Raw genomic sequence first — 26,319 nt, 5'->3', positions numbered from 1 at the left:
CGGTATACGCTAGAAAATTCAATATTGTATATGGAAAAACCCACTGATAAATTTTCTCAGTGGGTTTTATAAATTACTTTGTTATTACTTTGCTTAGTGGTGGTATAAATTGTTTTTTACGAGACACCACACCTGGAAGTGGGGCACAGTTTTCTTCTAAGGTAACGTGGAATGCTTCGTTTATTAGTTCCATGTGTGGGCCAACGCAAATAACATTGGAATTAGATTCTATTATGTCAGTAGCTAGCAAGGCTAAGATGTCATAGGAATTTTTTTCACACATGTCATTCATAAGGTCTACAAATTCATCTTTTCTCTTTATAAAACCTTCAAGGTCCATGGTTGTAACCTGAGAAACTCCAACTTTAAGGCTTCCAAGGGCAAAATTTTTAAAGTCTGTGTTGAAGATTTCAAGACCAGTTTTTCCTTCAAGAGAAGTTCCTGCAATGAACATTTCTTTTGAGAAGGTTTCTGGGTTGATGCCAGCTATAGCAGCCAATCTTTCTAGAATCATCCTATCCACCATGGTAGAAGTTGGCGATTTCAGCATTAGGGTATCGGAAATTATGGCACCACACAATATGCCGGCAATTTGTTTTGACGGTCTTAAACCGTTTTCGAAAAATATGGATGCCACAATGGTGGATGTGCTTCCAACGGGTTCATTTCTAAAGTATATTGGAGAACCAGTTTCGATATCTCCTACTCTATGGTGATCAATTATTTCAAATATCTGTGCATCTTCTAGTCCGTGAACAGACTGGGATTTCTCATTGTGATCTACAAGTACAATCTTCTTTTGATTTTTTGATATAAGGTGATATCTTGATATAACACCAATTACCTTATTGTCCTTGTCTACAACTGGATAATTTCTATATCTAGTTTCCAACATTTTTTCTCGAACATCTTCTACAAAATCATTTTCTCTAAAACTCACAAGTTCTTTCTTTGCCATAACGTATTTAATTGGAATACTTTGAGTTATTAATCTTGCAGTGGTAAATGTATCATACGGTGTTAATATGACTGAACAATGGTTGTTTCTGCATTTATCCACCATATCTTGACTTACTTCGTGATTGCCTGTAATTATCATTAAAGAAGCTTTTTGGTCTACAATGGTGGTCTGTGAGTCCTCTCTATCGCCGCATATTACTATATCTTTTTCATCAACAAATTCTGAAATATGCTCTGGACTCATGGCTCCTACCACGATTTTCCCACTTAATCTTTCAAGGGGATTGTCTATGTACATAGGTGTTGCAGAAAGGGTTTCAATAATATTGTCTATAGTTGTATTGCTTTGTGCTAATATATCTGCATCCCATATATCCATGCAAGTAGCTGTTAAGTTTGAAAGGGATAAAAGTCCTGTTAGTTTATCATTTTCATCAATTACGGGAAGGGAGTTCTTAGAGTGATTTTTCATGACTTCCCAAGCTTTTTTCAAAGATATTTCAGCGGAAAGTGGCTGAATTTTGTCCACATCTAGGTCACATACCTGAGTTTTTACCGTAGTTACTAATTTTGGCTCTGCCACGTTGAAGTAATCTAGGATAAACTTTGTTTCTCTGCTTACGTTGCCAAGTCTTATTGGAATAGCAGGTATGTCGCTAGTTTTGTTTTTGAAGTCAGCATAGGCAATGGCTGCACATATTGAGTCTGAATCAGGGTTTTTATGTCCTGTTACGTAGATTATGTCTTTCATATTGTTCTCCTTGTATCTATATTTATTTATGTTATTTAATTGCGGATTTAAGTTACCCACAGTATATTTTAATGTTAAACTTCATTATTGTAAAGGGAAAGAGGCAAATTTCATTGATAATTAAAATCATTTAGCCATAATTCATATTGAATAGCAGCCCAACATATAATTAATAGAAAATGTGATTAAATGTTAAAGGGGGTATGTTTATGCAATCGCATAGTATAGAATATGAATCATATGAGGAAGGGCTTAGCGAAGAGGAAGCCAGAAAAAGGCTTAAGGAGGAGGGATCTAATGTCATTGTCAATTCTAAAAGGATATCTCCAATTAAAATATTCATAAGCCAATTTAATGATTTTATAATATGGATTCTCATTGGTGCTACTATTATATCTGGAATCATGGGAGATAGTGCTGATGCCATTACAATTTTAATTATTGTGTTTATGAATTCTATACTGGGTTTTATACAAGAGTTTAAAACTGAGAAATCTCTAGAAGCTTTAAAAAAATTATCATCACCTAGTGCAAAGGTAGTAAGGAGTGGGGAAGTTGTTCAAATTAATGCTGAAAATCTGGTAAGGGGAGACGTTGTGCTTTTGGACGCTGGAGTAAGAGTGCCGGCCGACGGATACATAATTGAAAGCAACAGTCTTTTGGTGGATGAATCTTTACTAACGGGTGAATCTGCTGGTGTTGAAAAGGCAAGGGAAGAGGATCATAATAAAGTATATATGGGTACAACGGTTTTGAAAGGAAAGGGAAAGTTTAAGGTTGCTTCTACAGGCATGAAAACTGAGATGGGAAAAATTGCAAATATGCTTCACACCATTGAAAGTGATGATTCACCTTTGAAAAAAAAGCTTAATTCCATGGGGAAAATTTTGGTGTTTTTGTGTATTGTAATTTGTATAATTGTAACGGCCTTGGGGATCATTAGAGGACAGGACCCCACAGATATGTTCATGTTGGGGGTAAGTCTTGCTGTGGCTGCAATACCAGAAGGATTGGCAGCTATAGTTACCATTGCCTTAGCCATTGGTGTATCAAAAATGCTGAAGCGAAAAGCCTTGGTTAGAAAACTTCCTGCTGTGGAGACCCTTGGGTGTACCTCTGTAATATGCAGTGACAAAACAGGTACATTGACAGAAAACAATATGACTGTAAAAGAATTGTATTATAACGGAAAAAAATACGGTGCTTCAGATAATTTATCTTCTGTTACACTTTTGAAAAAAGCTTTCGTATATTGCAATGATTGTACTTGTAACGTAAAAATTAAGGACATTAATAAGGGGCTCATGGGTGATCCAACAGAGACGGCTCTAATAAAAGCATTCTTTAATAATACAAAGGATGTGGAGGAGTTTAAAAAACAGGGTAAAAGGATTTACAGTATTCCATTCGATTCCGATAGAAAAATGATGTCTGTTGTTATAAGAGAAAATGGAATGGATACAGCGTATATAAAGGGTGCACCTGAAAGAATATTAAAAAGATGCAGATACGTAATGATAAATGGTGAAAAAGTACTTTTTGATAGCAGAAAGAAGGAAATTATCCAAAGAGAGATGGATAAAATGGCTGACAATGCGTTAAGGTGTATTGCAGCGGCGTATAAAGATAGCAACATAAAAAATAATTCCTCTGTAGAAGAGAACTTAGTCTTCTTGGGTATGGCGGGGATAATAGACCCTCCAAGGAAAGAGGCAAAAAGTTCTGTAGATAAATGCAAGCTAGCTGGTATAAAGGTGGTTATGATAACAGGAGATCACAAAAATACTGCCACAGCCATAGGGAAGGAACTTGGCATATGCAAAAGTGAAGAGGAGGTTTGCACTGGGGAACAGCTAGATAAACTAAAGGATGAAGAATTGTACGAAAAGGTAAAAACCCTGAGTATTTTTGCAAGAGTAACTCCTGAACATAAATTGAGAATTGTGAGGGCCTTTAAGCACAATGGAAATGTGGTGTCCATGACAGGTGATGGAGTAAATGATGCACCGGCAGTTAAGGAGGCAGATATTGGTGTGAGCATGGGGCTTACGGGCACAGATGTAACTAAAGAAGCTTCCTCCATGATACTGCTAGATGATAATTTTTCTACCATAGTATCAGCTGTTGAAGAGGGCAGAAGTATTTATTCCAACATAAGAAAGTTTATAAGGTATCTTTTATCTTGCAATTTAGGAGAGGTTCTCACCATGTTTTTGGCTTCTTTGTTTTACTTGCCAACTCCCCTTCTTCCAATACAGATTTTATTTGTAAATCTAGTGACAGATGGATTGCCAGCCATAGCACTGGGTGTAGATCCGGCAGATGATGATATCATGCAAGGTAAACCGAGAGGAAAAACAGAAAGCATATTTGCAAATGGATTGAAGGAAAAGATAATTATTAGAGGTGTGCTTATCGGGGTGTGCACAGTGCTATCATTTATTGCGGGCAGATATTTTGGCATGGATCTTATAAGTTGCCGAACCTTAGCTCTTACTACACTTATATTATCTCAACTTTTACATGTATTTGAATGTAGGTCTGAAAGGCATTCTATTTTTAAAATCAATGTATTTTCTAATGTATATCTTATATTTGCTGTGATGCTTTCCATGTCAATGTTAGTATGCATACTTTATATGCCGTTTTTCCAAGGTATTTTCCATACTGTGGCGCTATCCTTTGCTCAATGGTGTATTGTTTTATTTTTCTCCTGCATAATTTTCGTCATAAACAATGTTTCTCTTTTGTTTACAGATAAGTAAAAAAGGGCAATGCTGATGGGATAAAGAACCACAGCATTGCCTGATTTTTTTATTTAAATTTTGGGTTTTGTCTTACTTTTTGAACCTTTATATTGTCTCCACCTTCAACGGGATGAAGGAAGGTTTTTGTGTTGTTGTTGCGTATATTTAGTATCTCGATGTACTCTTTATTATCTTTTTTATTTTTTGTCTTTAATCCTTGAACGATAAGGGAATTGCCCTGGTTTAAAACAATAAACTTAGGCTTTTTAAACCATTTTTTCTTTTTGTAGATGCACAATGTGGTGTTTTTAGAGCTTTCAGGTTTCACTAATACTGTAACTATTATTTTATGTAAAATCCATAGAATGCTTTTTTCTTCTATCTTTACTGATAAGGCTTTTCCTTGTATTTGAGTTAATCTGTCTTTGTTTTTGTTGTAAAACATCTCCGCTGATTGCTGTTTTAAATTATCTTTAAATCCCATATTTAATGCTCCTTTTCTAAAATCCTATATTATAATAACTAAGTTTTATTATATATTAAGTTGTTCTATATAACAAGTACGTATTTTTCAATGAAATGTACCGAAAAGTGTTAAGTTGAATAGTATTATATAGTATAAAACTTTAGCAAAGAAGGTTGGGTATGATTAAAAAATTGGAATATGAAGAGGTAAAGTTTAAGTTTTCATTAGACAATATAAAATTAGATGAAATTAATGAAGATAACCCAATAGAAATGGTAAATATATATAGAAGTATAAAACCCTTTATAAGTTGTAAAAATGATTATAGTTACGGCATATGGGGTAAATTTGATGAATTTTCTATAAAGAATTTTTGTAAATATTTAAAGGAAAAGTCTTATAAAAGAGAGGCGGAAGACATTGTAATATACAATGAAGAAGGTATAAGAAAGCCCTATTTTTTGCCTTGGGGGGATGGGGCAAGGTTGAAGTCCGCGGTGGAGGAACTGAAGAACGCCTACGGAATTTCTTTGCTGACTTTTCAAAATAATACAGAAAGTTATATGGAAGACGAGGATATTCAGCGGTTAATAAGAAAAAAAGATGAAATAATTGAAAGCATAAGAAGCATGGCAAAAGAGAGAGGGCTGGAAATAGATTATAAGCACAATACTTTCAATTTTATTCCTATAGTAAATGGTGAAAAAATAACTGAAGAGGGATTTGAAAGGCTTTCCTTTAATGATAGATATGTGATAATGGAAAATATAAAATATATGAAAAATAAGGCTATGACATCTCTTGCAAGTATTTCTGATCTAAACACTGAGTACAGAAATATGATTAAAAACAAATTTATTCACTTTTTGAATACTGAAATCAATAGGACTCTTCAGGAATCAAAACAATCCATTGGCAATAGAACTTGGACCTTTCTACAGTATATTAACGAAAATATACGAGAATATATTGTAAGTGAGATAGATGAAAACACTTTAGTTGATGAGGAGGCTGTCATCCAAATACTGAATATGTATTGCATAGATGTAATTGTGGACAATAAAGATGGGAACACGCCCATAGTGTACGAAGATAAACCATCTTACGAGAACCTTTTTGGATATATGAGGCCAAAGACTTCGTGGAAAGAAAACAAACAGGAATACCAGTACGAAATACAAGCGGGAAGTCTGTTGAAAGCTAATGGTGGTTTTCTCATTGTACCCATTACAGAATTACTAAAAGAGCCTACTTGTTATAATTATCTTAAAAAGGTACTGAGGCATAGGGCTACGTGTTTTAACAGAGATGATGTGCTAACAAATATCTTTCAAATGCCAAAACCTAAATGTGAAGACATTGCTGTGGATGTAAATGTGATTTTAATTGGGGAAGAAAAGTATTTTTATATGATGCACAAAATAGATGAGGAATTTGGCCAAATCTTTAAAATTACGCTAGAATCACAGCAGAATATAGAGATAGACGGAGAGTTTAGGCAGGAGTTAGTATCTAGCATCAGGTATATTGGAAGAAGCAACAACTGCCTAGAGTTAAAGGAGGAAGGTTACCAAGAGCTCATAAGGATGTTGTGCAGGGAAAGTGATAATAGGTACAAATTTGTGTTTGATAGAGGTAAAATTAAAGATTTACTCTGTGCAGCTAACATTAGTGCAAAGTATAGAAAAAAAGAGGCAATAGAATGTGAGGATTTATACTGTGGGCTCTTGAAGAAAACTCAAGTGGAAAAAGAAATTTTGAATAGTTTTAAGGAGAATAATGTACTCTTAAATGTTCAAGGAAGTAAGGTTGGGCAGATCAATGGTATATCTGTTATTGACTTGGGCTATTGTAGCATCGGAAGGCCGGTTAGAATCACTTGTACTTGTTGCAAGGGAAGAGGAAATATTATAGATGTGCAAAGGGAAACAAGTCTTAGTGGGAAAATCCACAATAAGAGCCTTGGTATATTGAGAGGATTTTTAAATGCACTTATAGGAAACTACAATGGTATTCCTGTGGATTTTAACATTAGCTTTGAACAAGTTTATGGCATGGTTGAAGGTGACAGCGCTTCAGTGGCAGAGGCTCTTGTTATAGTGTCTAGTTTTTTGAAGGTACCTTTAAAACAGAGCATAGCTGTAACAGGCTCCATTAATCAGTTAGGAGAAGTTCAGGTGGTGGGCGGAATTAATGAAAAAATTGAAGGGTATTACAATACTTCAAAGATAAAAGGTGGAGAGAAGTGCGGAATTTTAATTCCAAGGGGAAATATAAAAAATATAGTATTGAATAGAGAAGTTGAGGAAGCCGTGAGAAAAAATGAATTTTCAATATACACCATGGAAAGATTTCAGGATGCTGTAGACTTAATGCTAGATAAGGATGAAATTAATTTTCGTAGTTATGATTTTATAGAAGAGATGCAAAAGGAAATAAAAAAATACGACAAAAAAGAAAAAAACAAATATTAAAAAATAAAGAAGAGCTGGTGATTATAATAAATATCATAATTACTAGCTCTATTTGTTTGAATATTAAACATTAAATCTAAAGTTTACTACGTCTCCATCTTGCATGATGTACTCTTTGCCTTCCAATCTGAAGAAGCCCTTTTCTTTTGCAGCTACTTCTGAGCCACATTCCACAAGTTTATCATAAGAAACTATTTCTGCTCTTATAAAACCTCTTTCTATATCAGAGTGGATTTTTCCAGCTGCTTTAGGAGCTTTTGTTCCTATTTTAATTGTCCAAGCTCTTACTTCCTGCTCTCCGGCTGTTAGAAAGCTCATAAGGCCTAGTAATTTGTAGCTACACTGAATAAGCTTATCAAGTCCTGATGTTTTAAGACCGTATTCATCAAGCATTTCCATTTTTTCATCATCTGGCAATGTGGATAACTCTTCTTCTAATCTAGCGCAAACTACTATGACTTCGGAGTTTTCTTTTTTTGCATATTCCTTCACTGTTTTAACAAAATCGTTTTCAATATTTCCAGATGTAAGGTCGTCTTCAGCTATGTTAGCTGCATATAAAACAGGCTTATAAGTAAGAAGAGTCAATGTTTTTACAAAAAGCTCTTCTTCTTCTGTAAATTCCATGCTTCTAACGGGCTTTTCAGATTCTAAAGTTTCTTTTATCCTATTGAGAATTTCTATCTGCACTCTTGCTTCTTTGTCTCCAGAGTGGGCTAGTTTTGCAGTCTTCTCAATTCTTCTATCCAGAATCTCCATGTCAGACAGGATAAGTTCAAGGTTAATGGTTTCTATATCTCTTATAGGATCCACTGAACCCTCTACGTGGACGATGTTTTCGTCATTAAAGCATCTAACAACGTGGACGATGGCTTCAACTTCCCTTATGTGAGAAAGAAATTTATTTCCTAGGCCCTCTCCCTTACTAGCGCCCTTTACTAGTCCTGCTATATCATAAAATTCTATGGCTGTATGTACTTTTTTTCTTGAATTATACATCTTTTCTAAAACATCTAATCTTTCGTCTGGTACGCTTACTACACCAATGTTTGGGTCTATGGTACAGAATGGGTAGTTGGCAGATTCTGCTCCTGCTTTTGTTATAGCATTAAACAATGTGCTTTTTCCAACGTTTGGCAAACCTACTATTCCTAATTTCATATATATAAACAATCCTTTCGCTACAGTTTATTGTGTATTCAGCTAATAAAAAGCCTAATTGTATTATAGCATAATATTTAAATATGTTAAGCATAATTTAATTTCACTTTTGTTTAAAATAAATTTAAATTTATATAATAGTTGAAGGGAAAATGAGATTAATGTAGAATAATAATATAAGGTGGTTTAAAGTGGTTCAAAGTGGAGCGAAATAGTTAAAAGAGGTGTTAAAATGTTCATTGGTGAATACAATCATGCCATAGATTCCAAAAATAGAATAGTAATACCTTCAAAATTTCGCGAGGATTTAGGAAGTTCTTTTATTTTTACAAAAGGATTGGATGGATGTCTCTACGTTTATACCCGAGAGGAATGGGACATATTTGAAAATAAGCTTAAAACCTTGCCACTTACAAACAAGAATGCACGAGCTTTTTCTAGGTTTTTTCTTGCAGGTGCCTGTGAAGGTGAGATGGACAAACAGGGAAGAGTTCTTATCCCTTCAAATTTATTGGAATACGCATCTATTGAAAAGGAAATAGTAAGCATAGGTGTTTCTAGTAGAATTGAAATATGGTCTTTAGAAAATTGGAAGAAGTATAACGAAGAAAATATAGATTTTGATGATATTGCAGAAAATATGAGCGAACTGGGCTTTTTATAAAGAAGGCAGGAGGATTTTAATGGATTTTAAACACGTATCAGTTTTGTTAGAGGAGACAATAGATGGATTAAATATAAAAAGTGGAGGAATTTATGTGGATGGCACCATGGGAGGTGCAGGACACTCTAGTGAAATAGTAAAGCAAATAGGGGAAGATGGATTATTAATAGGCATTGACCAGGATACTGAAGCATTAAAGGCAGCAGGGGAAAGACTTAAGGACTATAAAAATGTAAAGTATGTGCATAACAATTTTAGAGAAATAAAATATATTTTGAAGGAGTTAGACATTGAAAGCATAGATGGAATAATGATGGACCTTGGAGTTTCTTCATATCAGTTGGACAATGGGCAGCGAGGCTTTAGCTATATGCAGGATGCTAAACTTGATATGAGAATGGACAGAAATAGCGAGTTTTCTGCTTACGATGTGGTAAATAGGTATAGTGAAGAAGAAATTATTAGAGTTATAAAGGAATATGGGGAAGAAAGGTTTGCAAGAAGAATAGCATCTAATATTGTAAAGGCAAGAGAAATAAAGGCTATTGAGACAACTTTTGAATTGGTAGAGATAATAAGAAAATCTATCCCAATGAAAAACCAAAGGGAAGGTGGACATCCGGCTAAAAGAACTTTTCAAGCTATTAGAATAGAGGTAAATGGTGAACTTGCCATTTTAAATCAAGCCATAGAGGATGCGGTGAGCTGTCTAAAGCCTGGTGGAAGAATAGCCATTATAACTTTCCATTCTTTAGAAGATAGGATCGTAAAGAATAAATTTAGGCAGCTGGAAAATCCATGTACTTGCCCCAGCTCTTTTCCTATATGCATATGTGGAAAGAAACCTGTACTCAAGGTTATTACACGAAAACCTTTGGAGCCTTCAGAAGAAGAAAAGAGTCAGAATAAGAGAAGCTTAAGTGCAAAGCTAAGAATCGCAGAGAAATTATAATTAGATAAATAATGACACATATATGTACTCTATGTACCTAAGAGGTTGTAAGAGGTTGTAATATATTATTAGTTCTAAATTACAGAAAGGGTGAATAAAGTGATAGTGGAAAGGCAGAAAAACTATATTAGTGGAAGTGAAGTATTAAAAGAGGAAGTATTAAGAGAACAGAAGAAAAAAGTTGATAGTTTAAAGGAATTTAAAAAAGAAAACTATAAAAACAAAAGACAAAAACAAAATATAAAAAGAATGAATATGATAAAAGGTCTTTCAGTATTTTTCCTTGTTGCCATGACTATTATGGTGAGATATTCTATTATTTATTCTACCCAAAAACAGATAATAAATTTAAAAAGTGAGATAACAAAGGTAAAGTGTAATAGTGACGAGTTAAAGGTTGCTTTACTTAAACATGACAATATAAACGAAATAGATGCCAAGGCTAAAACAGAATATGGTATGAAGGAGCCTAGGATAGCTAATACATATTATTATGATTTAAGTAAAAATAACTTTGCAGAGGTAAATAGCAACTCTAATAAAAACACTACTATACTGGATAGGATTTTAAAGTATCTTTTTTAATCGGAGGTCATAGTATTGAAAGGCAAATACAGAGATAAAATTTTTGTTAGAAAAAGAGGAGCTTTTATAACTCTAGGCTTTACAGCTGTATTTATACTTTTATCCATAAGGCTTACATATGTCATGGTGTTCCAAGGAAAAGACTTAAAAGAAAGGGCAGTGAACCAGTGGACTAGTGAAGTAAAAATCGCGGCAAAAAGAGGCAAGATTTTAGATAGAAATGGGAAAGAACTTGCCATAAGTGCAAATGTATACAGGTTAGATGTAGATCTTAACACTTTAAGAGAGGATTTAAAGACAAAAAAAATAAATATTTCATCTATTGTTCCAGAGCTTTCAAAGGTACTTGGAAAGGATGAGGCTTGGGTAAAAAAACAGATAATCGATCCCTTACCCAATGGAAAATTAAAAGGTAATGCCATTCTCATGAGAAGAATGGAGAGCGTGGAGAAGGATAGGATTAAAGCGTTTCTTGATGAAAAGGGCTACTACGGATTTATAATATCTCCAGATACAAAAAGATATTATCCAAACAACAATTTCCTAGCCCATGTATTAGGAAATACCAATTCAGATGGCGATGGACTCATGGGAATTGAAAAAGTGTACAATAAATATCTTTCAGGCATACCAGGTATAAAAATTGCTGAAATGGACAGAAATTCTAAGGATTTACCTTATATAATTTCTGACTATGTGGAGCCTGTAGATGGGAAAAATGTTGTTTTAACCATAGATGAAAACATACAGTATTTCGCCGAAAAAGCAGCAGAACAAGCTTTAAGTGACAATAAGGCAAGAGCTATTAGTATAATAGTTTCCAATCCTAATAATGGTGAGATATTGGCAATGGTGAACAAGCCAGATTATAATCCTAATGAGCCATATAATAACGATTTAAGTTTAGATGAAAACCAAAAAATTTGGAGAAATAGAGCGGTAAGTGATACTTTTGAACCAGGATCTATTTTTAAAGTAGTAACTGCTACGGCAGCTATGTCAGAGGGAAAAGTAAAGAGCTCTGATACTTTCCACTGCAATGGTTCTTTGACCATTGGAAAAAGAAAGATTCATTGTTGGAAGACATCGGGCCACGGAACACAAACCTTCCCACAAATACTGCAGAACTCTTGCAATGTTGGGTTTATGGAGCTTGGAAAAAGACTAGGGGCTGAAAAGCTTACTGAGTATATAAAGCTGTTCGGTTTAGGAAGCAGAACGGGAATTGATTTAAATGGTGAAGCTTCTGGAATAATTAAAAATGCAAAAGATGTTACAGAAACGGATTTAGCTACAATTTCCTTTGGACAAACCAATACTTTATCACCTATTCAGTATTTAAAGGCATTTAATGCCATTGCCAATGGTGGAAACTTAGTAACACCTCATTTGATGAAGGAAATAAGCCATTACAATGATAAAAATGAATTGATAACAGATTTGAAATATGAGGATAAAAACGCAAAATCCATTTTGGATCCTAATATAATGAAAGAATTGAGAATGCACTTGGAAAGCGTTATTGCTGAAGGTGGAGGAAAGAAGGCTTTCATACAAGGCTACCATATTGCTGGAAAAACTGGTACTGCTCAAAAAATAAATGAAAATGGTGGAGGATATGGATCGGGAAAATACATCGCTTCTTTTGCTGCCATGGCACCAGCGGATAAGCCACAGATAAGTGTGCTCATATCCATCGATGAACCAGACCCATCAAACTACTATGCAGGCCAAATTGCAACACCTGTGGGTAAACAGCTTTTTAATGATATTTTCAATTACCTTGCTATAAAGGGTGATGCCACTGAGGAGCAGAGATTGGAGAGTCTTCTTAAGGATGTTACAATACCAGAAGTTAGAGGTACAGCTGTAAAAGACGGTATAAAGATTTTAAAGGAAGCTGGAGTAAAAGCTAAAGTAGAGGGAGAGGGTGAATATATATCTGATATGAATCCAAAACCTGGATTTAGCGTAAAAGAAGGCAAGGAAATCATAATTTACGCATCATCTGATAGTAAATTTACCAATACTGTTGTTGTTCCAAACCTAAAGGGATTAAATCCACAGGAAGCAGTGAAACTATTAGAACATCTTGGATTAAAAGTGAGGATTGCAGGTGATGGTATGGTATCTTCTCAAAGTTTAGATGAAGGCACTGAGGTAAGGAAAGGAACAACCATATATCTTCAGTTGGAAATAATCGGCGACTAGACATTGTACAAAAAATGTGATATTTTTAGTATGATTTATCTTCGGCAGAAAACTTTTCTGCCGAATTTTTAAGTAGAATAGAATTACGGAAAGGTGGTGTTTAGCTGAAGCAATTTCAGCTAAAGGATATGATATTAGAAAAAATTCTATGTGATATGGAATATGAATTGATTCAGGGAAGTACTAGTGTTAGAATAGAAAAATTAGAATATGACAGTAGAAAAGTATGTAAAGGAGATGTTTTTTTTGCACTGCCAGGTGTTACTAGCGATGGCCATGACTTCATCTCTGTGGCTATAAAAAATGGAGCTTCTGCTATTGTGGTCAGTGAGAGTGTGAACTTAAATCAGGAAGGGATTACTGTAATTAAGGTTCAGCACACTAGAAAAGCCTTTGCCCTTTGTTCTTCTAATTATTTTAATAGAGCCCATGAAAAATTGAAGATAATAGGAATTACCGGGACCAACGGAAAGACTACCTCTGCTTTTATGATAAAAAGAGTACTAGAGGAGGCAGGGTATAAGGTAGGGCTTCTTGGTACTGTGGCCAATTACATCGGAAGCGAAAGAATGGAAGCTTCCTCTACAACTCCGGAATCTTTCGAGCTTCATAAACTTTTCAGGAAAATGGTAGATGAAGGTTGTGAATACTGTGTCATGGAGGTATCATCCCATTCTCTATACTGGGATAAGGTCTTCGGCATTAATTTTAAATATGGTATATTCACTAATTTGACAAGAGACCATTTAGATTTCCATAAAACCTTTGAGGAATATTATAAGGCAAAATTCAAACTGTTTACCATGAGCGATACATGTATAATAAATGGCGACGATGAGTATGGCAGACGATTAATTGACCAGATAAGTAAGTCTTGCAAATCGGTGATTACATACGGAATAGAAGGAGATTACCATTATAAAGCTGAAAACTACAATATTGAGCCTAGAAAAATAGATTATACATTGGTAAGCTACGTCGATTCTTATCCTATGAGTATATCTATTTCAGGTAAATACAATATTTACAATTCTTTAGAAGCTATAGCAACTTGCATGGAAGAGAAAATAAATGTGGACGTAGTAAAAAAGGCTATGGGTGATGTAGTGGTAATTGGAAGATGTGAAATAATGCAATGCACAGATAGATTGGGCTTTCACGTTATTTTAGATTACGCCCATACTCCGGATGGACTTGAAAAGATACTTAAAACATGCAAAGAGTTCACTGAGGGAAGGCTAATAGGAGTTTTCGGTTGTGGTGGAGATAGGGATAAGACTAAACGTCCTATTATGGGTAAAATAGGAACTGATATATGTGATTTTTGTGTCATAACATCAGATAACCCAAGAACAGAGGAGCCTATGGAGATTATAAGAGATATTCTAAAGGGCGTAGAAAGAAGTAATTATGTGGTAGAAGAGAATAGAAGAGAAGCCATTAAGAAATCAATAGTGGAAGCAAAAAAAGGCGATGTTATTGTAATTGCCGGCAAGGGTCATGAGGACTATCAGGTTTTAAAAACAGGGAAGATACACTTCGATGAGCATGAAATTGTAGAAGAAATAGTAAAGGAGCTGTTTTAACGTGGAAGCACTTAGTCTTTATGAAATAAATGAAGCTATAAATGGGAAAATTCTCAGAAAAAAAAGTGAGGGTCCTTTTTATAATATAAATACAGATACAAGAACCATAAAAAGTGGTGATGTATTTTTAGCACTAAAGGGTGAAAACTTTGATGGAAATTTGTATGTTCAGCAAGCTATAGAAAAGGGAGCATCTCTTTGTATTGTAGATCATCTAGAAGATGAAGATAATTTGAGTAATTCCTCTAGCACCGTGATCTTAGTTGATAGCTCAAGAGAAGCCTTGAAGGCTTTAGCTAAATACTACAGAGAGAAGCTTAAAATTAAAGTGGTAGGCATAACTGGTTCTACAGGGAAAACTTCCACAAAAGATCTTATGGCAGCAGCTCTTAGCGGAAAATACAAAGTGTTTAAAACTAAAGGAAATTTCAATAATGACATAGGTCTTCCGCTTATGATACTTTCCATGGACAGCAGTTATGACGTGGCAGTGTTGGAAATGGGAATGAGCAATTTAAATGAGATTCATCAGCTTTCATACGTTGCAAACCCTGAAATAGCCGTTATAACCAATGTGGGTGTATCACATCTTGAAAATCTGAAAACTAGAGAAAATATACTAAAAGCAAAAATGGAGATAACAGATTTTTTTGATGAAAAAAATGTTTTAATTGTAAACGGTGACAATGATTATCTTTCTACGGTGAAAAGCAGTAAATTTCTAGTTAAAAAAATAGGCTACAATGTAAAAAATAGCGAATTTATTTATGATGTGCAGGATATAATTAATAATGAGAGTGGTATAGAATACGATATATTAGAGAAAAGAACGGGGAAAACAGCCCATATAGCTTTAAGCACTCCTGGAGAGCACAATGTGTTAAACTCACAGCTTGCCATTGCTGTTGCAAGGGAAATGGGTCTAGAGTTTGAGGAAATACAGAAAGGCTTTCAAAACATCGAAAGCACTTCCATGAGATTAGAGCTTATAGAATCCTCTAATATTAGAATAGTAAATGATTCATACAATGCCAGTCCTGATTCAGTAAGAGCGGGTATAGATTATTTAAATGTACTTAATGGAAAGAGGAAAATTTGCATACTGGGTACTATGAGAGAATTAGGTGATAACTCTTACCAGCTACATAAAGAGGTGGCTGTATACGCTAAAGACAAAGGAATAGATGTGCTCCTTGTCAATAGCGAGTTCAGTGAAGCGTTCGTGGAAGGTTTCAACGGGGGAAAAGTTAAATGTTTTAAGACAAATGAGGAATTGGCATCCTACTATAATTCCATAAAGGAAAAGGGCGATGCTGTTCTTGTTAAAGCCTCCAGATCCATGAAATTTGAAAATATAGTAGCTAAAATTATGTAAAGTAACAAAAGTGAGGGATAAGTATGAATTCAGTTGTATTTTTTATTTTAATTAGCTTTATAGTGGCAATAGCCTTAGGTCCCATTATTATACCAATTCTTCGAAGACTAAAAATGGGACAAAACATACGAGTAGAAGGTCCTAAAAGTCATAGGGTTAAATCTGGGACTCCTGCTATGGGAGGATTTATATTTATTTTAGCATCCATAATAACTTTATTTGCTTTTAGAAGGGTATACACAAGTCAGGTTGTTGCTCCACTGATGGGTCTTATATTATTTTCATCCATAGGTTTTATAGATGATTACTTAAAAATGGTTCACAAGAAAAATGAGGGCTTGAAACCTAGACAGAAAATGCTACTTTTAATTATAGTGGCAAGTGGTATGTCTTATTTTGGGTATGTGAGAATAGGTACAGAAATAATAATACCTTTTTTAAATGTAAGCTGGGATTTAGGATGGTTTTACATGCCAGCCATGATATTTTTCTTCACAGCAGTGACAAATGCTGTAAACCTTACAGACGGTCTTGATGGACTAGCTACTTCAATATCTTTGCTTATAATAACATTTTTTGCTGTTTTGTCTTATGTTATGAATTACTTGGACCTTTCAATAACATGTGCTGTACTGGTAGGGGCTTTATTAGGATTTTTAAAATACAACGCCTACCCAGCTAAGGTATTCATGGGAGACATGGGATCCATAGCATTGGGTGGATTTATTGCAACTGTAGCCATGATGCTAAAAAATCCTCTTATCGTAATAATAGTTGCAGGTATTCCATTGATGGAAACTTTATCGGTAATAATACAGGTTATTTCCTTTAAAAGTACAGGCAAAAGGGTATTTAAAATGGCACCATTACATCATCATTTTGAATTGTGTGGATGGCATGAAACTCGAGTAGTAGTCATATTTTCAATAATTACAGTAGTACTATGTCTTGTAAGTTTTCTGGTTTTATCCTTATAGTAATTTTAGGAGGGTAATTAATGAATAAGGAGAAGAATAAGTTAGGTAAAATCGATTTTGTCATGTTTATAGTAATAATGGCACTTGTCACTATAGGGGTTGTTATGGTATATAGTGCAAGCTCCTACATATCATTTTTCTCAAAAGATTATAAATACGACTCCATGTTCTTTTTGAAAAAACAGCTTTTATGGGCTTGTATAGGTACACTTGGTATGATAATAACTATGAGGTTAGATTATCATGCTCTGAAGAAAATTACAAAAATAGGCACGGTAGTAACCTTTGTATTGCTGATCCTCGTACTTGGATCTACACCTATAAAAGGTGCAAGGCGATGGATCAACTTAGGATTTTCCACTATTCAGCCATCTGAAATTGCAAAGTATATGGTGGTGTTTATATTGGCAAAGAGTATGGAGGAAAGAAATATACTTTCCAATAACTTTTTTAGGTGGACTACATGGTATCTTATGGTAGGTGGTTTGTTTGCAGGGCTAATTCTTCTAGAACCCAATATGAGTATAGCCTGTGTAATTATGTTTGTAGTATTTATAGTACTGTTTTCCACTGGAACTAAAAAGTCTCATTTAGGCTTGTATTTAATATGTGGAATAGCAGCTGGTGTCCTTTTAATAGTGACCTCTGAATACAGATTGGATAGAGCTACAAGTTTTTTAAATCCATGGGCTAAACAGCAAAAAGAAGGTTATCAGTTGGTCCAATCTCTTCTTGCTTTGGGAGCTGGAGGAATTTTTGGAACGGGTTTTGGTATGTCAAGGCAAAAGTGTTTCTTTATACCTGAACCTCACAATGATTTCATTCTCCCTATTATAGGTGAAGAGCTAGGACTTATAGGTTGTTTGCTTATAGTATTTCTTTATATTGTTTTTATTTGGAGAGGAATAATGACTGCTAGCAAAGCTAAAGATATATACGGCCATGTTTTAGCTGTGGGAATAACATCAGTGGTTGGAGTACAGGCTATAATTAATATAGCGGTAATTTCAGGAGCTATGCCTGTTACGGGTGTTCCTCTTCCCTTTATAAGCTATGGAGGTTCTTCCCTTGTGTTTAACATGCTAGCCATGGGAGTGCTCCTAAATATAACAAGGCAAAACAAATAATTGTAAAATAAAAAAAGGATTTAATCCTTTTTTTATTTTATTGTTAATAATTTGTTAAGAAATATTAAGATGAAATTTATTATTTACAATGGTATCATATAAGTATAATATTAAAGTAGTATAAGATTAAAAATGAGGTTAAACCATGAATAATAAAGGAAAATATTCAGCGGAATACATTATAAAAAATAAAGATGAGCTTATAAAAAAAAGAAAAAAAAGAATTAGAAGAAGACGAGGCATTATAATAATTATTATTCTATTATGTGTTTTATGCACTCTAGCAGTGAAATTACCGTATTTTAATGTGACGGAGTTTAAGCTTTTAGGCAATAAAAACCTATCTCAAGATCAGGCATCTACCATATACAACAAATATTTAGGACAAAATATTTTTCTACTAAGAAAGCAAAAAATTGAAGAAAGACTAAAGGAAAATCAATACGTGGAAGATGTTGAGGTAAAAAAAATCCTTCCAAATAAAATAAACATATCTGTAAAGGAGAGAAGGGCTAGTTATTTTATTAACAATGATAAGCTTTATATTATAGATTATGATGGTATAATATTAGAGAGAAGTGAACAGTTAAACAATAAGTCCCTAATTGAGGTCACGGGGTTTGGAAATCAAGTTTTTTCAGAGACTGAGGTAGGGTTTAGCAAGAGACAACAAAAGGTTTTAAAAGAGTTTCACGAGCTGTGCAAGGCAAATAAATCTAATATTAAATTTTCAAAGATAGATATAGGGGAAATAACAAACATAAATGTTTTTTTTAACAACTTAACCATAAAATTAGGAACGGAATACAATATGAAAGAAAAACTGAATCAAGCCATAAATATAATTGAAGCCCACAATATATCAGAAAAAACAGGGTATATTGATGTGAGTTTTAAAAGCAGTTCAGTGGTAAACGTAGATTAGGGGGTATAGATTTGAACAAATTTTTTTCTAAAGTATTGATAATCGTCATCTTTGGTATTTTAGGTTTTCTTGTGACCTACCAGATAAAAATGAGTTATTTATTTGATGTGGATTCCAAGGATAACATAGCTAAAGCGGAAATTATAAAGCAAAATCAGGAGATGGAAACCCAAAAAAAAGAGTATGAAAAGAAGTTAAAAGAGCTTATGGAGAAAATCAATATTTACGAAAATTCCTTGGCGGACAGAAATCATGATACTAAGGCGCTAGTATCGGAATTACAGAATTTAAAGCTTTTAAATGGATACATGGACGTTCAGGGCGAAGGTATATTGTTGACTATAGAACCTAAAAAAGCACTCTTTGGCACTGGAAACGCAGATGCTGCTGTAGACCACATGGAACTTCTAAACATAGTAAATGAATTGTATGCAATAGGTGGAGAGGTTATCTCTATTAATGATATAAGGTTAAATGCCACTACGGGGATCAGAAAAACCGCAGATTCTATTAGAATCAATAGCAGTAAGATATATCCCAAAAGTAAGATAGTAATAAAAGCTATAGGCAAGAAAAAGGATTTAGAAAGTGCTATTAATTTTCCAGGTACCATTCCAGAAAATATAAAAAATAATTTTGATGTTTCCTGGGAACTTAGAGATGACGTGGTCATTGGAAAGGACACATCACAGGATATGAAGTTTAAATATGCTAAATCTATAGAAAAGGAGAAATAAAATGGTAGCTTTTGTGGGAATTATTATTGGCGTTTTAATAGGTATTGTTTGGCAAATCAATATTCCGGTAAAATTTGCTCCTTATATCTCTGTAGCAATATTTGCCTGTATCGACTCCATTTTTGGGGCTATACGTGCAAAAATGACTGGAACCTTTAGGGAAGACATTTTCATATCTGGATTCCTTGGAAATGCAGCTATATCATCGGTTCTTGTTTATCTTGGTGATAAATTAAGCCTTCCAATATATCTTGCAGCTGTCATTGTGTTTGGAGGAAGAATTTTAAATAATTTTGCTAGCATAAGAAGAAGACTTCTTGAGAAGATATCGGAAAAGAAAAATTAAGAATGTATTGAGGTAGATAAATGAAGAAGAATGAAGCTACTATATTTGTTTTTATAGCCTCTATTGTTGTAGGCATACTGATTTCCATGAATATAAAATTTTCCTCTTCCAATGACTCTATCTTCCTAAGTGTGGATGAATTTAACGAAGAATACAATAGAAGAAACGCTTTAAGCAAAAATATAAGAGATTTAAAAAAAGAGTATGATGAAGCTATAGAAAAGCTATCAAAATATGAGTCTAATTCATACAACTTAGAGAATATTGAATCCCAAATAAATGATGAGGTAAGACTAAATGAAGTGTATTTAGGCCACGAAGCCCTTGTGGGAAAAGGTTTGCACATCACATTAAATGATGCAAAGAGTTTTGGTATAGAAGATGACTACTTTGGAAGTAATAACATACACGATACAGATCTTTTATATTTAATAAACGATTTGAGAATTGCTGGAGCTGAGGCTATCTCTATAAATGGCAATAGGGTTATGCCAAACTCTTATACAACTTGTGGAGGCGTGTATATAGAAATAGATGGTGCAAAGATGGTGGCACCATTCTATATAGACGTAATAGGAAATCCTTCTAGCTTAAAAGACTACATACTTAGTGATGAATCTCACATGAAAATATTGGATATAAGGGAGATGCAAATTAGTATATCTGAAAGTGAAGAGGTGGAGATACCTGCCTATGCTGGGGACTATAATTTTAAACACGGAAAAATTAAAAAATAGTTAATTTTTTAAAGGGATTATGCGCTGAATGAAGAATATATATATGTAGGTATACTTTTTATATGATAAGAATTCAGGGAGGTAATGATGTGAGTATTTCTCAAAGACTACAGGAGATAAAATCCACACTAGGTAAAGACACAACTCTTGTATGTGTATCTAAAACAAAACCTGCTATGCTTATTCAGGAAGCCTATGATTCAGGCCAAATGGATTTTGGTGAGAACAAGGTTCAGGAGTTTTTAAAAAAGTATGACCAGCTACCGAAGGATATAAGGTGGCACTTTGTTGGTACTTTACAAAAAAATAAAGTAAAGTATATTGTAGATAAAATTTTCCTTCTTCAGTCCTTGGATAGCTTGGAACTGGCAAGAGAAGTGGAAAAGTGGTGTTCAAAAAAGGAAGTCATGCTTAACTGTTTAGTACAGATAAACCTTGGTCGTGAAGAGGCAAAGCATGGAATATATCCAGAGGAAATCACCAGTTTTCTAGAACAGTGCAGAGCTTTTCATCACATTTGTATTAGAGGGATTATGATTGTGATACCTAAGGGTGAAGAAATTCAATGTAAATGCTTTTTTAAACAAGCAAAACAGATATTTTCAAAGGCTGTATCCCTAAATCAAGATAATATTTCCTTGGAAATATTATCCATGGGCATGAGCAACGATTATGAGTGGGCAATTGAGGAAGGAAGTAATATGGTAAGGGTTGGTCAAAAGATCTTCGGAGAAAGGGAGTACAACGTAAAGATATAGGAGGAATTAATAATGGCAAACAAAATTATAAGTAAGGTAATGGACGCATTTTGTTTAAATGATTCATATGATGATGAAATGGAAGAAAATGAATTTGAAGAATCAACTAGTATAGAGGATAAAATAGCTGATTTTAAAAAGGAAGATGATTTAAAGTCTTCAAGTAGATCTTCTAGAAAAGATAGTAGAGTTGTAAAGCTTCCAGTAAAATCAAACATGGAATCAATGGACGAAAAGCAAAAGGTAGTTATCGTTAGGCCTTTTGAATTTGATGAAACTGCTGGCATATGCGATAATTTAAAGGATAATAAGATAGTTGTTGTAAACACTAATTCTTTAGATAGCAAAATAGCTCAGAGATTGCTTGATTTTGTTGGTGGAGCAACTTATGTTTTGAACGTTCAAATAAGAGAAATCGACAAGGGTATATACATGTTCTTACCATCTAACGTTGATGTGTCCAATACTTTGAAAAAAGAGATTCAAGGCAAGGGTGTTTTCAACTTTATGAATTAATATACTATGTGGATTATTAGTATTAAATTGTAAGGACGTGAATATGGATAAGAGTAGCTTTCAAAAGTTTTTTGTCAATGGAAATCTGGATAGGATTCAGTATCTCTACGATAAATTTAATTTGACATCTAAAAGTGGCAAGGACATAGTAATAGGTGAGTTTTTAACTCCGGACTTATATGAGGGACTGCGTAAGGCAGCTGATTATGAAGGAATAATAATAAACATATGGGAGTTCTATGAGGGATGTGAGAGAAAACTGTGCGTTCTTTCTGAAGATAATATCATTTCCATAGAACTTCCTATTCATATATTGAAGATAACAAATAAATCTAAATTTAGCCAGTTGTGTCACAGGGATTACTTAGGTGCGCTTATGTCCTTAGATATAAAAAGAGAGAAATTTGCTGATTTGATTGTAAAGCATGATTGTGCCTACGTTCCAGTTATGAAGGAATTTTCTCAGTATATCAAGGACAATCTCAACAAGATAAGCAACAGTCCTTGCGATATAAGCATCCTTGAAGTCCACGACGAGGATATACCAAGGCCAGAGTTTGAAAAAATAAATGCAATTATAACGTCTATGAGGATAGATTGTGTTCTTTCCTCCATTATTAACAAATCAAGAGCCGTGGCAGTGCAATATTTAGATAAAGGTAACGTTCTCGTAAATTATATAGGAGAACACAGAAAAGAACGTTTAGTGGATATGGGTGATATTATAACAGTAAGAGGCTATGGAAAATATAAGATCGCAGATATAATTGGAAAAACACAAAAAGATAGAATAAAGGTTTTGTTTCATAAGTTTGTATGATTATACTAAGGAGGTAACTGTCATGAGAATTACTTCAATGGATATAGATAGCAAAGATTTCAAAAAAAGCTTTAGAGGATATGACATTGACGATGTGAATGACTTTTTAAATGATGTTGCAGATACGTATGATGAGCTGTATAAAGAAAATTCATTGTACAAAGAAAAAATAAGTAACTATGAAGAAAAAGTTGAAAATTATAAAAGAATAGAAGAGACAATTCAAAATACCCTTGTGCTAGCTCAAGGTGCAGCAGAGCAAGTAAAGCAAGCAGCGAGAAAAGAAGCTGACGGAATTTTACAAGAAGCTCGAGATAATGCAAGAATAATAGTTCAAAATGCCAATAATGATGTTATTAAGATAAATCAAGAATATGAGAGATTAAAACAAGAATTTGAAAAATTTAAGGTTGTATTTAGAAACTTTATGAATAGTCAGATGGATATGTTTGAAACTCTTGACGACGGTTTTAAGAAACAATGCAACGAATTAAATATAAATCAACAAGTAAGCACAGCTAGTGAAAAGGAAGAACAAAAGACTTCGCTACAAGGTAAGCCATCCCCAGTTAAAATGCCCGTGGGAAATCCTTTGATATTTGATGAGTTTGTAGATGATGAATCCGTGAGCATACAAGAGAATTTTAACGATTTTCTCACAAAAAACAACATTGACCTATCCAGTATCAAGAGCACATCACCTTTAGAGGTAGGTCTTTTAAATAACAGTAAATAAACTCACTTTTAGTGAGTTTATTTTGATATTGAGGTAAAATCATAGTATACTATTATGGAACAATATTTTTAAGGAGGATTTGACTTATGCGAATTGGAATAATAGGTGCTATGAATGAAGAAACAGAGAGCTTAATATCAAATATGAATGTGGAAACCGTTACTGAAAAGGCTCAGATGACTTTTAATAGTGGGAAGTTGTTTAACAAGGAGGTTGTAGTTGTTACTTGTGGTATTGGAAAAGTCAATGCGGCCATTTGCACACAGATATTGGCTGATAACTTTCAAGTTGATGCCATAATAAATGTGGGCATCGCGGGAGGAGCTATGGAATCAATAGTTCCAGGTGATATTATAATAGGAAAAGAGCTTATACAGCACGATTTTGATGCTAGCTTTTTCCAATATAAGATAGGACAGATTCCAAGATTGAATACATATTCCTTTCCTAGTGACGACAAATTAGTAAATCTAGCAAAACAGGTATCACAAGAATTAAAGGGCTACAATGTGTATGAAGGCATAATTGTGTCTGGAGATCAATTTGTGGCTACAAAGGAAAAGCTTTCTTGGCTAAACTCTAATTTTAATGCTTATGCTTGCGAAATGGAGGGAGCTAGTATTGCCCATGTATCCTTTTTAAATAAGATACCTTTTGTTGTTATAAGATCCATATCAGACAATGCTCTAAATGATACTCATCTTGAGTACGAAAAATTCAAAGTTATTGCTGTTAGAAATTCGGTTGCTATCATTAAAGGTATGTTAGAAAAAATATAATAATTATGAGGTATAAAAATGATACTTTTCGCTGTAATATTTTTCGCTGGTATAGTAATAGATAGGGTTACTAAGCTATGGGCAATTGATACTTTAAAGCTTCAGGAGATTATTGTGCACAAAGACTTCTTTAAGTTTGAATACCTAGAGAACAGAGGGGCTGCCTTTGGGATAATGCAAAACAAACAAGTGCTACTTGCCATAATTGCTGTGTTGAGTTTGATCTTTGGTGGTATTTATCTTTACAAGTATGCTAAGAAGAGTAAATTGATGTATTGTAGTTTGGCACTTATAGCAACTGGAGCTGTGGGAAACCTCATAGATAGGATTTACTATAGATATGTGGTTGATTTTATATGCTTTCACTATAAAGACCTATACTATTTTCCAACTTTCAACGTGGCGGACATATGCGTGACAGTTGGGGAATTTTTAATGATATTATTTATTTTAAAGGGTGGATTTAATGATAAAGAGACTCATAGTAGATAAGGAATCCGAAGACACAAGATTAGATGTATACCTTTTTCAAGAGGATGGTGAAAAATCCAGAAGTCATTATCAAAAAATCATTGCAGAGGGTATGGTACTTGTCAACGGAAAAAAAACTAAAAGCAATTATAAAGTAAAAACTTTTGACCAAGTGGAAGTCGAGCATGGTGAAGAAAAGCAAGGGAATTTAATTAAAGAGGACATAGAACTTTGCATACTATATGAAGATGAGGACATTCTAGTGGTGAACAAACCTCAAAACATGGTAGTTCATCCAGCACCAGGTAGTGAGTCAGGAACACTAGTCAATGGGTTACTAAATCATTGTGAAAGCCTATCAACGATAAATGGGGACAACAGGCCTGGTATTGTGCACAGAATCGATAAAGATACCTCTGGCATCTTAGTGGTGGCTAAAAATGACTATGCCCATATTAAGCTTTCTGAACAATTGCGGCAGCATTCTATGAAAAGGATTTATGTAGCCTTATGTGAAGGAGTTATAAAGGAAAATAGTATAACAATAGACAAACCCATAGGAAGAGATAAGAAAAACAGGCTAAAAAAGGCCATTGACAGTGAGGGAAGAGAAGCTGTAACTCACGTAACGGTTATGGAGACTTTTGACAACTACACATTGGTTCAATGTAGACTGGAGACAGGGAGAACACATCAGATAAGAGTGCATATGGCAAGTATAGGCCACCCCATTGTGGGAGATCCGCTATACGGATTCAAAAAACAGAAGTTTAAGCTTGAAGGTCAGGTTCTTCACGCCATGGTTCTAGGTTTTATTCATCCTAAAACAGGGGAATACATGGAGTTTAGCAGTGAAATACCTGAATACTTTAAAGAGTTGTTGAGAAAAATAAGCTAATGAAAGGTGTGATAATATGCAGTTGAAGGCTGAAATATTAGATGAAAAAGGCATAAACAGAACTCTTACTAGAATTGCCCATGAAATAATAGAGAAAAATAAAGGTGTGGAAAACATAGTGCTCATAGGTATAAAAACAAGAGGAGTACCCTTGGCTCGTAGAATATCACAAATCATTGAGAGCATAGAGAACGTTAGCCTTCCAGTTGGTTCAGTGGACATAACATATTACAGAGATGACCGCCTAGAACTAAGGGAAAAGGCAAACATCGCAACGGAAAGTCTAGGAGTCATCGTAAAAGATAAAATCGTAATTTTAATTGACGATGTAATGTACACAGGTCGATCAGTGAGGGCTGCCATGGATGCTATAATAGATGAGGGCAGGCCAAAGATGATTCAATTGGCTGTTTTAGTAGATAGAGGACATAGGGAATTGCCTATTAGAGCAGATTTTGTAGGTAAAAATATACCAACTTCACATAAGGAAGTTATTTCTGTAGAATTGAAAGAATTAGATGAAGTGGACTCTATAAAAATCTGTAATAACTAGTGTGTAT

25 protein-coding genes are annotated in these 26,319 nt (G+C 34.2%); 22 read left to right on the top strand and 3 right to left on the bottom strand.

Features of this window, described 5'->3' with window-relative positions:
• Positions 1-73: 73 nt before the first annotated feature.
• Positions 74-1,711 (bottom strand): putative manganese-dependent inorganic diphosphatase, encoded by a 1,638-nt coding sequence (locus tag BUA73_RS03255; protein WP_072902318.1) that lies wholly within the window; start codon positions 1,709-1,711, stop codon positions 74-76.
• A gap of 209 nt (positions 1,712-1,920) precedes the next feature.
• On the opposite strand from BUA73_RS03255, the gene BUA73_RS03250 reads away from it, so the two are divergent.
• Entirely contained in the window at positions 1,921-4,476 is a 2,556-nt protein-coding gene (locus tag BUA73_RS03250; RefSeq protein WP_072902316.1) for a calcium-translocating P-type ATPase, PMCA-type, read from the top strand.
• Between the two features lie 49 nt (positions 4,477-4,525).
• On the opposite strand, the gene BUA73_RS03245 is transcribed toward BUA73_RS03250, so the two are convergent.
• The gene (locus tag BUA73_RS03245; protein ID WP_072902314.1) at positions 4,526-4,942 is read right to left on the bottom strand and encodes a hypothetical protein; all 417 of its coding nucleotides are present in this window, start codon (positions 4,940-4,942) and stop codon (positions 4,526-4,528) included.
• Between the two features lie 161 nt (positions 4,943-5,103).
• Between BUA73_RS03245 and BUA73_RS03240 the strand changes: the two genes are divergently transcribed.
• Positions 5,104-7,398, top strand: coding sequence for an AAA family ATPase (locus BUA73_RS03240; protein ID WP_072902312.1), 2,295 nt, complete (start codon positions 5,104-5,106; stop codon positions 7,396-7,398).
• Between the two features lie 63 nt (positions 7,399-7,461).
• On the opposite strand, the gene ychF is transcribed toward BUA73_RS03240, so the two are convergent.
• A complete protein-coding gene (ychF, locus tag BUA73_RS03235; RefSeq protein WP_072902309.1) occupies positions 7,462-8,559 on the bottom strand; it encodes a redox-regulated ATPase YchF in 1,098 nt (365 codons plus the stop codon).
• Between the two features lie 232 nt (positions 8,560-8,791).
• On the opposite strand from ychF, the gene mraZ reads away from it, so the two are divergent.
• The 20 genes from mraZ to pyrR all read left to right on the top strand — a co-directional run bounded on the left by mraZ (position 8,792) and on the right by pyrR (position 26,312).
• Positions 8,792-9,223, top strand: coding sequence for a division/cell wall cluster transcriptional repressor MraZ (mraZ, locus tag BUA73_RS03230; protein ID WP_072902307.1), 432 nt, complete (start codon positions 8,792-8,794; stop codon positions 9,221-9,223).
• 19 nt (positions 9,224-9,242) lie between these two features.
• Positions 9,243-10,175: a 16S rRNA (cytosine(1402)-N(4))-methyltransferase RsmH gene (gene rsmH / locus BUA73_RS03225; RefSeq protein ID WP_072902305.1), complete on the top strand. Its 933-nt coding sequence runs from the start codon at positions 9,243-9,245 to the stop codon at positions 10,173-10,175.
• 99 nt (positions 10,176-10,274) lie between these two features.
• On the top strand, positions 10,275-10,760 hold the full coding sequence (locus BUA73_RS03220) for a hypothetical protein (RefSeq protein ID WP_072902303.1): 486 nt from the start codon (positions 10,275-10,277) through the stop codon (positions 10,758-10,760).
• Positions 10,761-10,775: 15 nt separating this feature from the next.
• The gene (locus tag BUA73_RS03215; protein ID WP_423230379.1) at positions 10,776-12,971 is read left to right on the top strand and encodes a stage V sporulation protein D; all 2,196 of its coding nucleotides are present in this window, start codon (positions 10,776-10,778) and stop codon (positions 12,969-12,971) included.
• Positions 12,972-13,099: 128 nt separating this feature from the next.
• Positions 13,100-14,557 (top strand): UDP-N-acetylmuramoyl-L-alanyl-D-glutamate--2,6-diaminopimelate ligase, encoded by a 1,458-nt coding sequence (locus BUA73_RS03210; protein WP_072902299.1) that lies wholly within the window; start codon positions 13,100-13,102, stop codon positions 14,555-14,557.
• A 1-nt stretch (position 14,558) separates the two neighbouring features.
• The gene (locus tag BUA73_RS03205; RefSeq protein WP_072902298.1) at positions 14,559-15,932 is read left to right on the top strand and encodes a UDP-N-acetylmuramoyl-tripeptide--D-alanyl-D-alanine ligase; all 1,374 of its coding nucleotides are present in this window, start codon (positions 14,559-14,561) and stop codon (positions 15,930-15,932) included.
• Between the two features lie 23 nt (positions 15,933-15,955).
• On the top strand, positions 15,956-16,909 hold the full coding sequence (gene mraY, locus BUA73_RS03200; RefSeq protein WP_072902296.1) for a phospho-N-acetylmuramoyl-pentapeptide-transferase: 954 nt from the start codon (positions 15,956-15,958) through the stop codon (positions 16,907-16,909).
• Between the two features lie 20 nt (positions 16,910-16,929).
• Positions 16,930-18,036 carry a putative lipid II flippase FtsW gene (ftsW, locus tag BUA73_RS03195; RefSeq protein ID WP_072902294.1) on the top strand — a complete coding sequence of 369 codons (1,107 nt, stop codon included), beginning with the start codon at positions 16,930-16,932 and terminating at the stop codon, positions 18,034-18,036.
• A 145-nt stretch (positions 18,037-18,181) separates the two neighbouring features.
• Positions 18,182-18,961, top strand: coding sequence for a cell division protein FtsQ/DivIB (locus tag BUA73_RS03190; RefSeq protein ID WP_072902291.1), 780 nt, complete (start codon positions 18,182-18,184; stop codon positions 18,959-18,961).
• Positions 18,962-18,972: 11 nt separating this feature from the next.
• Positions 18,973-19,698 carry a DUF881 domain-containing protein gene (locus tag BUA73_RS03185; protein WP_072902289.1) on the top strand — a complete coding sequence of 242 codons (726 nt, stop codon included), beginning with the start codon at positions 18,973-18,975 and terminating at the stop codon, positions 19,696-19,698.
• Position 19,699: 1 nt separating this feature from the next.
• A complete protein-coding gene (locus tag BUA73_RS03180) occupies positions 19,700-20,044 on the top strand; it encodes a small basic family protein (RefSeq protein ID WP_072902286.1) in 345 nt (114 codons plus the stop codon).
• Between the two features lie 20 nt (positions 20,045-20,064).
• The gene (locus BUA73_RS03175; RefSeq protein ID WP_072902284.1) at positions 20,065-20,781 is read left to right on the top strand and encodes a DUF881 domain-containing protein; all 717 of its coding nucleotides are present in this window, start codon (positions 20,065-20,067) and stop codon (positions 20,779-20,781) included.
• A gap of 89 nt (positions 20,782-20,870) precedes the next feature.
• Complete coding sequence (locus BUA73_RS03170) at positions 20,871-21,539, top strand: YggS family pyridoxal phosphate-dependent enzyme (RefSeq protein WP_072902282.1); 669 nt, start codon at positions 20,871-20,873, stop codon at positions 21,537-21,539.
• Positions 21,540-21,551: 12 nt separating this feature from the next.
• Complete coding sequence (locus BUA73_RS03165; RefSeq protein ID WP_072902280.1) at positions 21,552-22,055, top strand: cell division protein SepF; 504 nt, start codon at positions 21,552-21,554, stop codon at positions 22,053-22,055.
• 43 nt (positions 22,056-22,098) lie between these two features.
• Positions 22,099-22,875, top strand: a complete 777-nt coding sequence (locus tag BUA73_RS03160; RefSeq protein WP_072902278.1) for a YlmH/Sll1252 family protein — start codon at positions 22,099-22,101, stop codon at positions 22,873-22,875.
• A 22-nt stretch (positions 22,876-22,897) separates the two neighbouring features.
• Positions 22,898-23,611 carry a DivIVA domain-containing protein gene (locus BUA73_RS03155; protein ID WP_072902276.1) on the top strand — a complete coding sequence of 238 codons (714 nt, stop codon included), beginning with the start codon at positions 22,898-22,900 and terminating at the stop codon, positions 23,609-23,611.
• An 86-nt stretch (positions 23,612-23,697) separates the two neighbouring features.
• Positions 23,698-24,390, top strand: a complete 693-nt coding sequence (locus BUA73_RS03150) for a 5'-methylthioadenosine/adenosylhomocysteine nucleosidase (protein ID WP_072902274.1) — start codon at positions 23,698-23,700, stop codon at positions 24,388-24,390.
• 18 nt (positions 24,391-24,408) lie between these two features.
• Positions 24,409-24,882 carry a signal peptidase II gene (gene lspA / locus BUA73_RS03145; protein WP_072902272.1) on the top strand — a complete coding sequence of 158 codons (474 nt, stop codon included), beginning with the start codon at positions 24,409-24,411 and terminating at the stop codon, positions 24,880-24,882.
• Positions 24,857-25,759 carry an RluA family pseudouridine synthase gene (locus BUA73_RS03140; RefSeq protein ID WP_072902270.1) on the top strand — a complete coding sequence of 301 codons (903 nt, stop codon included), beginning with the start codon at positions 24,857-24,859 and terminating at the stop codon, positions 25,757-25,759. Before lspA ends, BUA73_RS03140 begins: the two co-directional genes overlap by 26 nt.
• A gap of 16 nt (positions 25,760-25,775) precedes the next feature.
• Positions 25,776-26,312, top strand: a complete 537-nt coding sequence (gene pyrR / locus BUA73_RS03135) for a bifunctional pyr operon transcriptional regulator/uracil phosphoribosyltransferase PyrR (RefSeq protein ID WP_072902267.1) — start codon at positions 25,776-25,778, stop codon at positions 26,310-26,312.
• Positions 26,313-26,319 lie beyond the last annotated feature (7 nt).

It is taken from the genome of Hathewaya proteolytica DSM 3090, from assembly GCF_900142225.1.
GTDB lineage: Bacteria > Bacillota > Clostridia > Clostridiales > Clostridiaceae > Hathewaya > Hathewaya proteolytica.
This window is presented reverse-complemented; position numbering and strand designations above follow the sequence as displayed.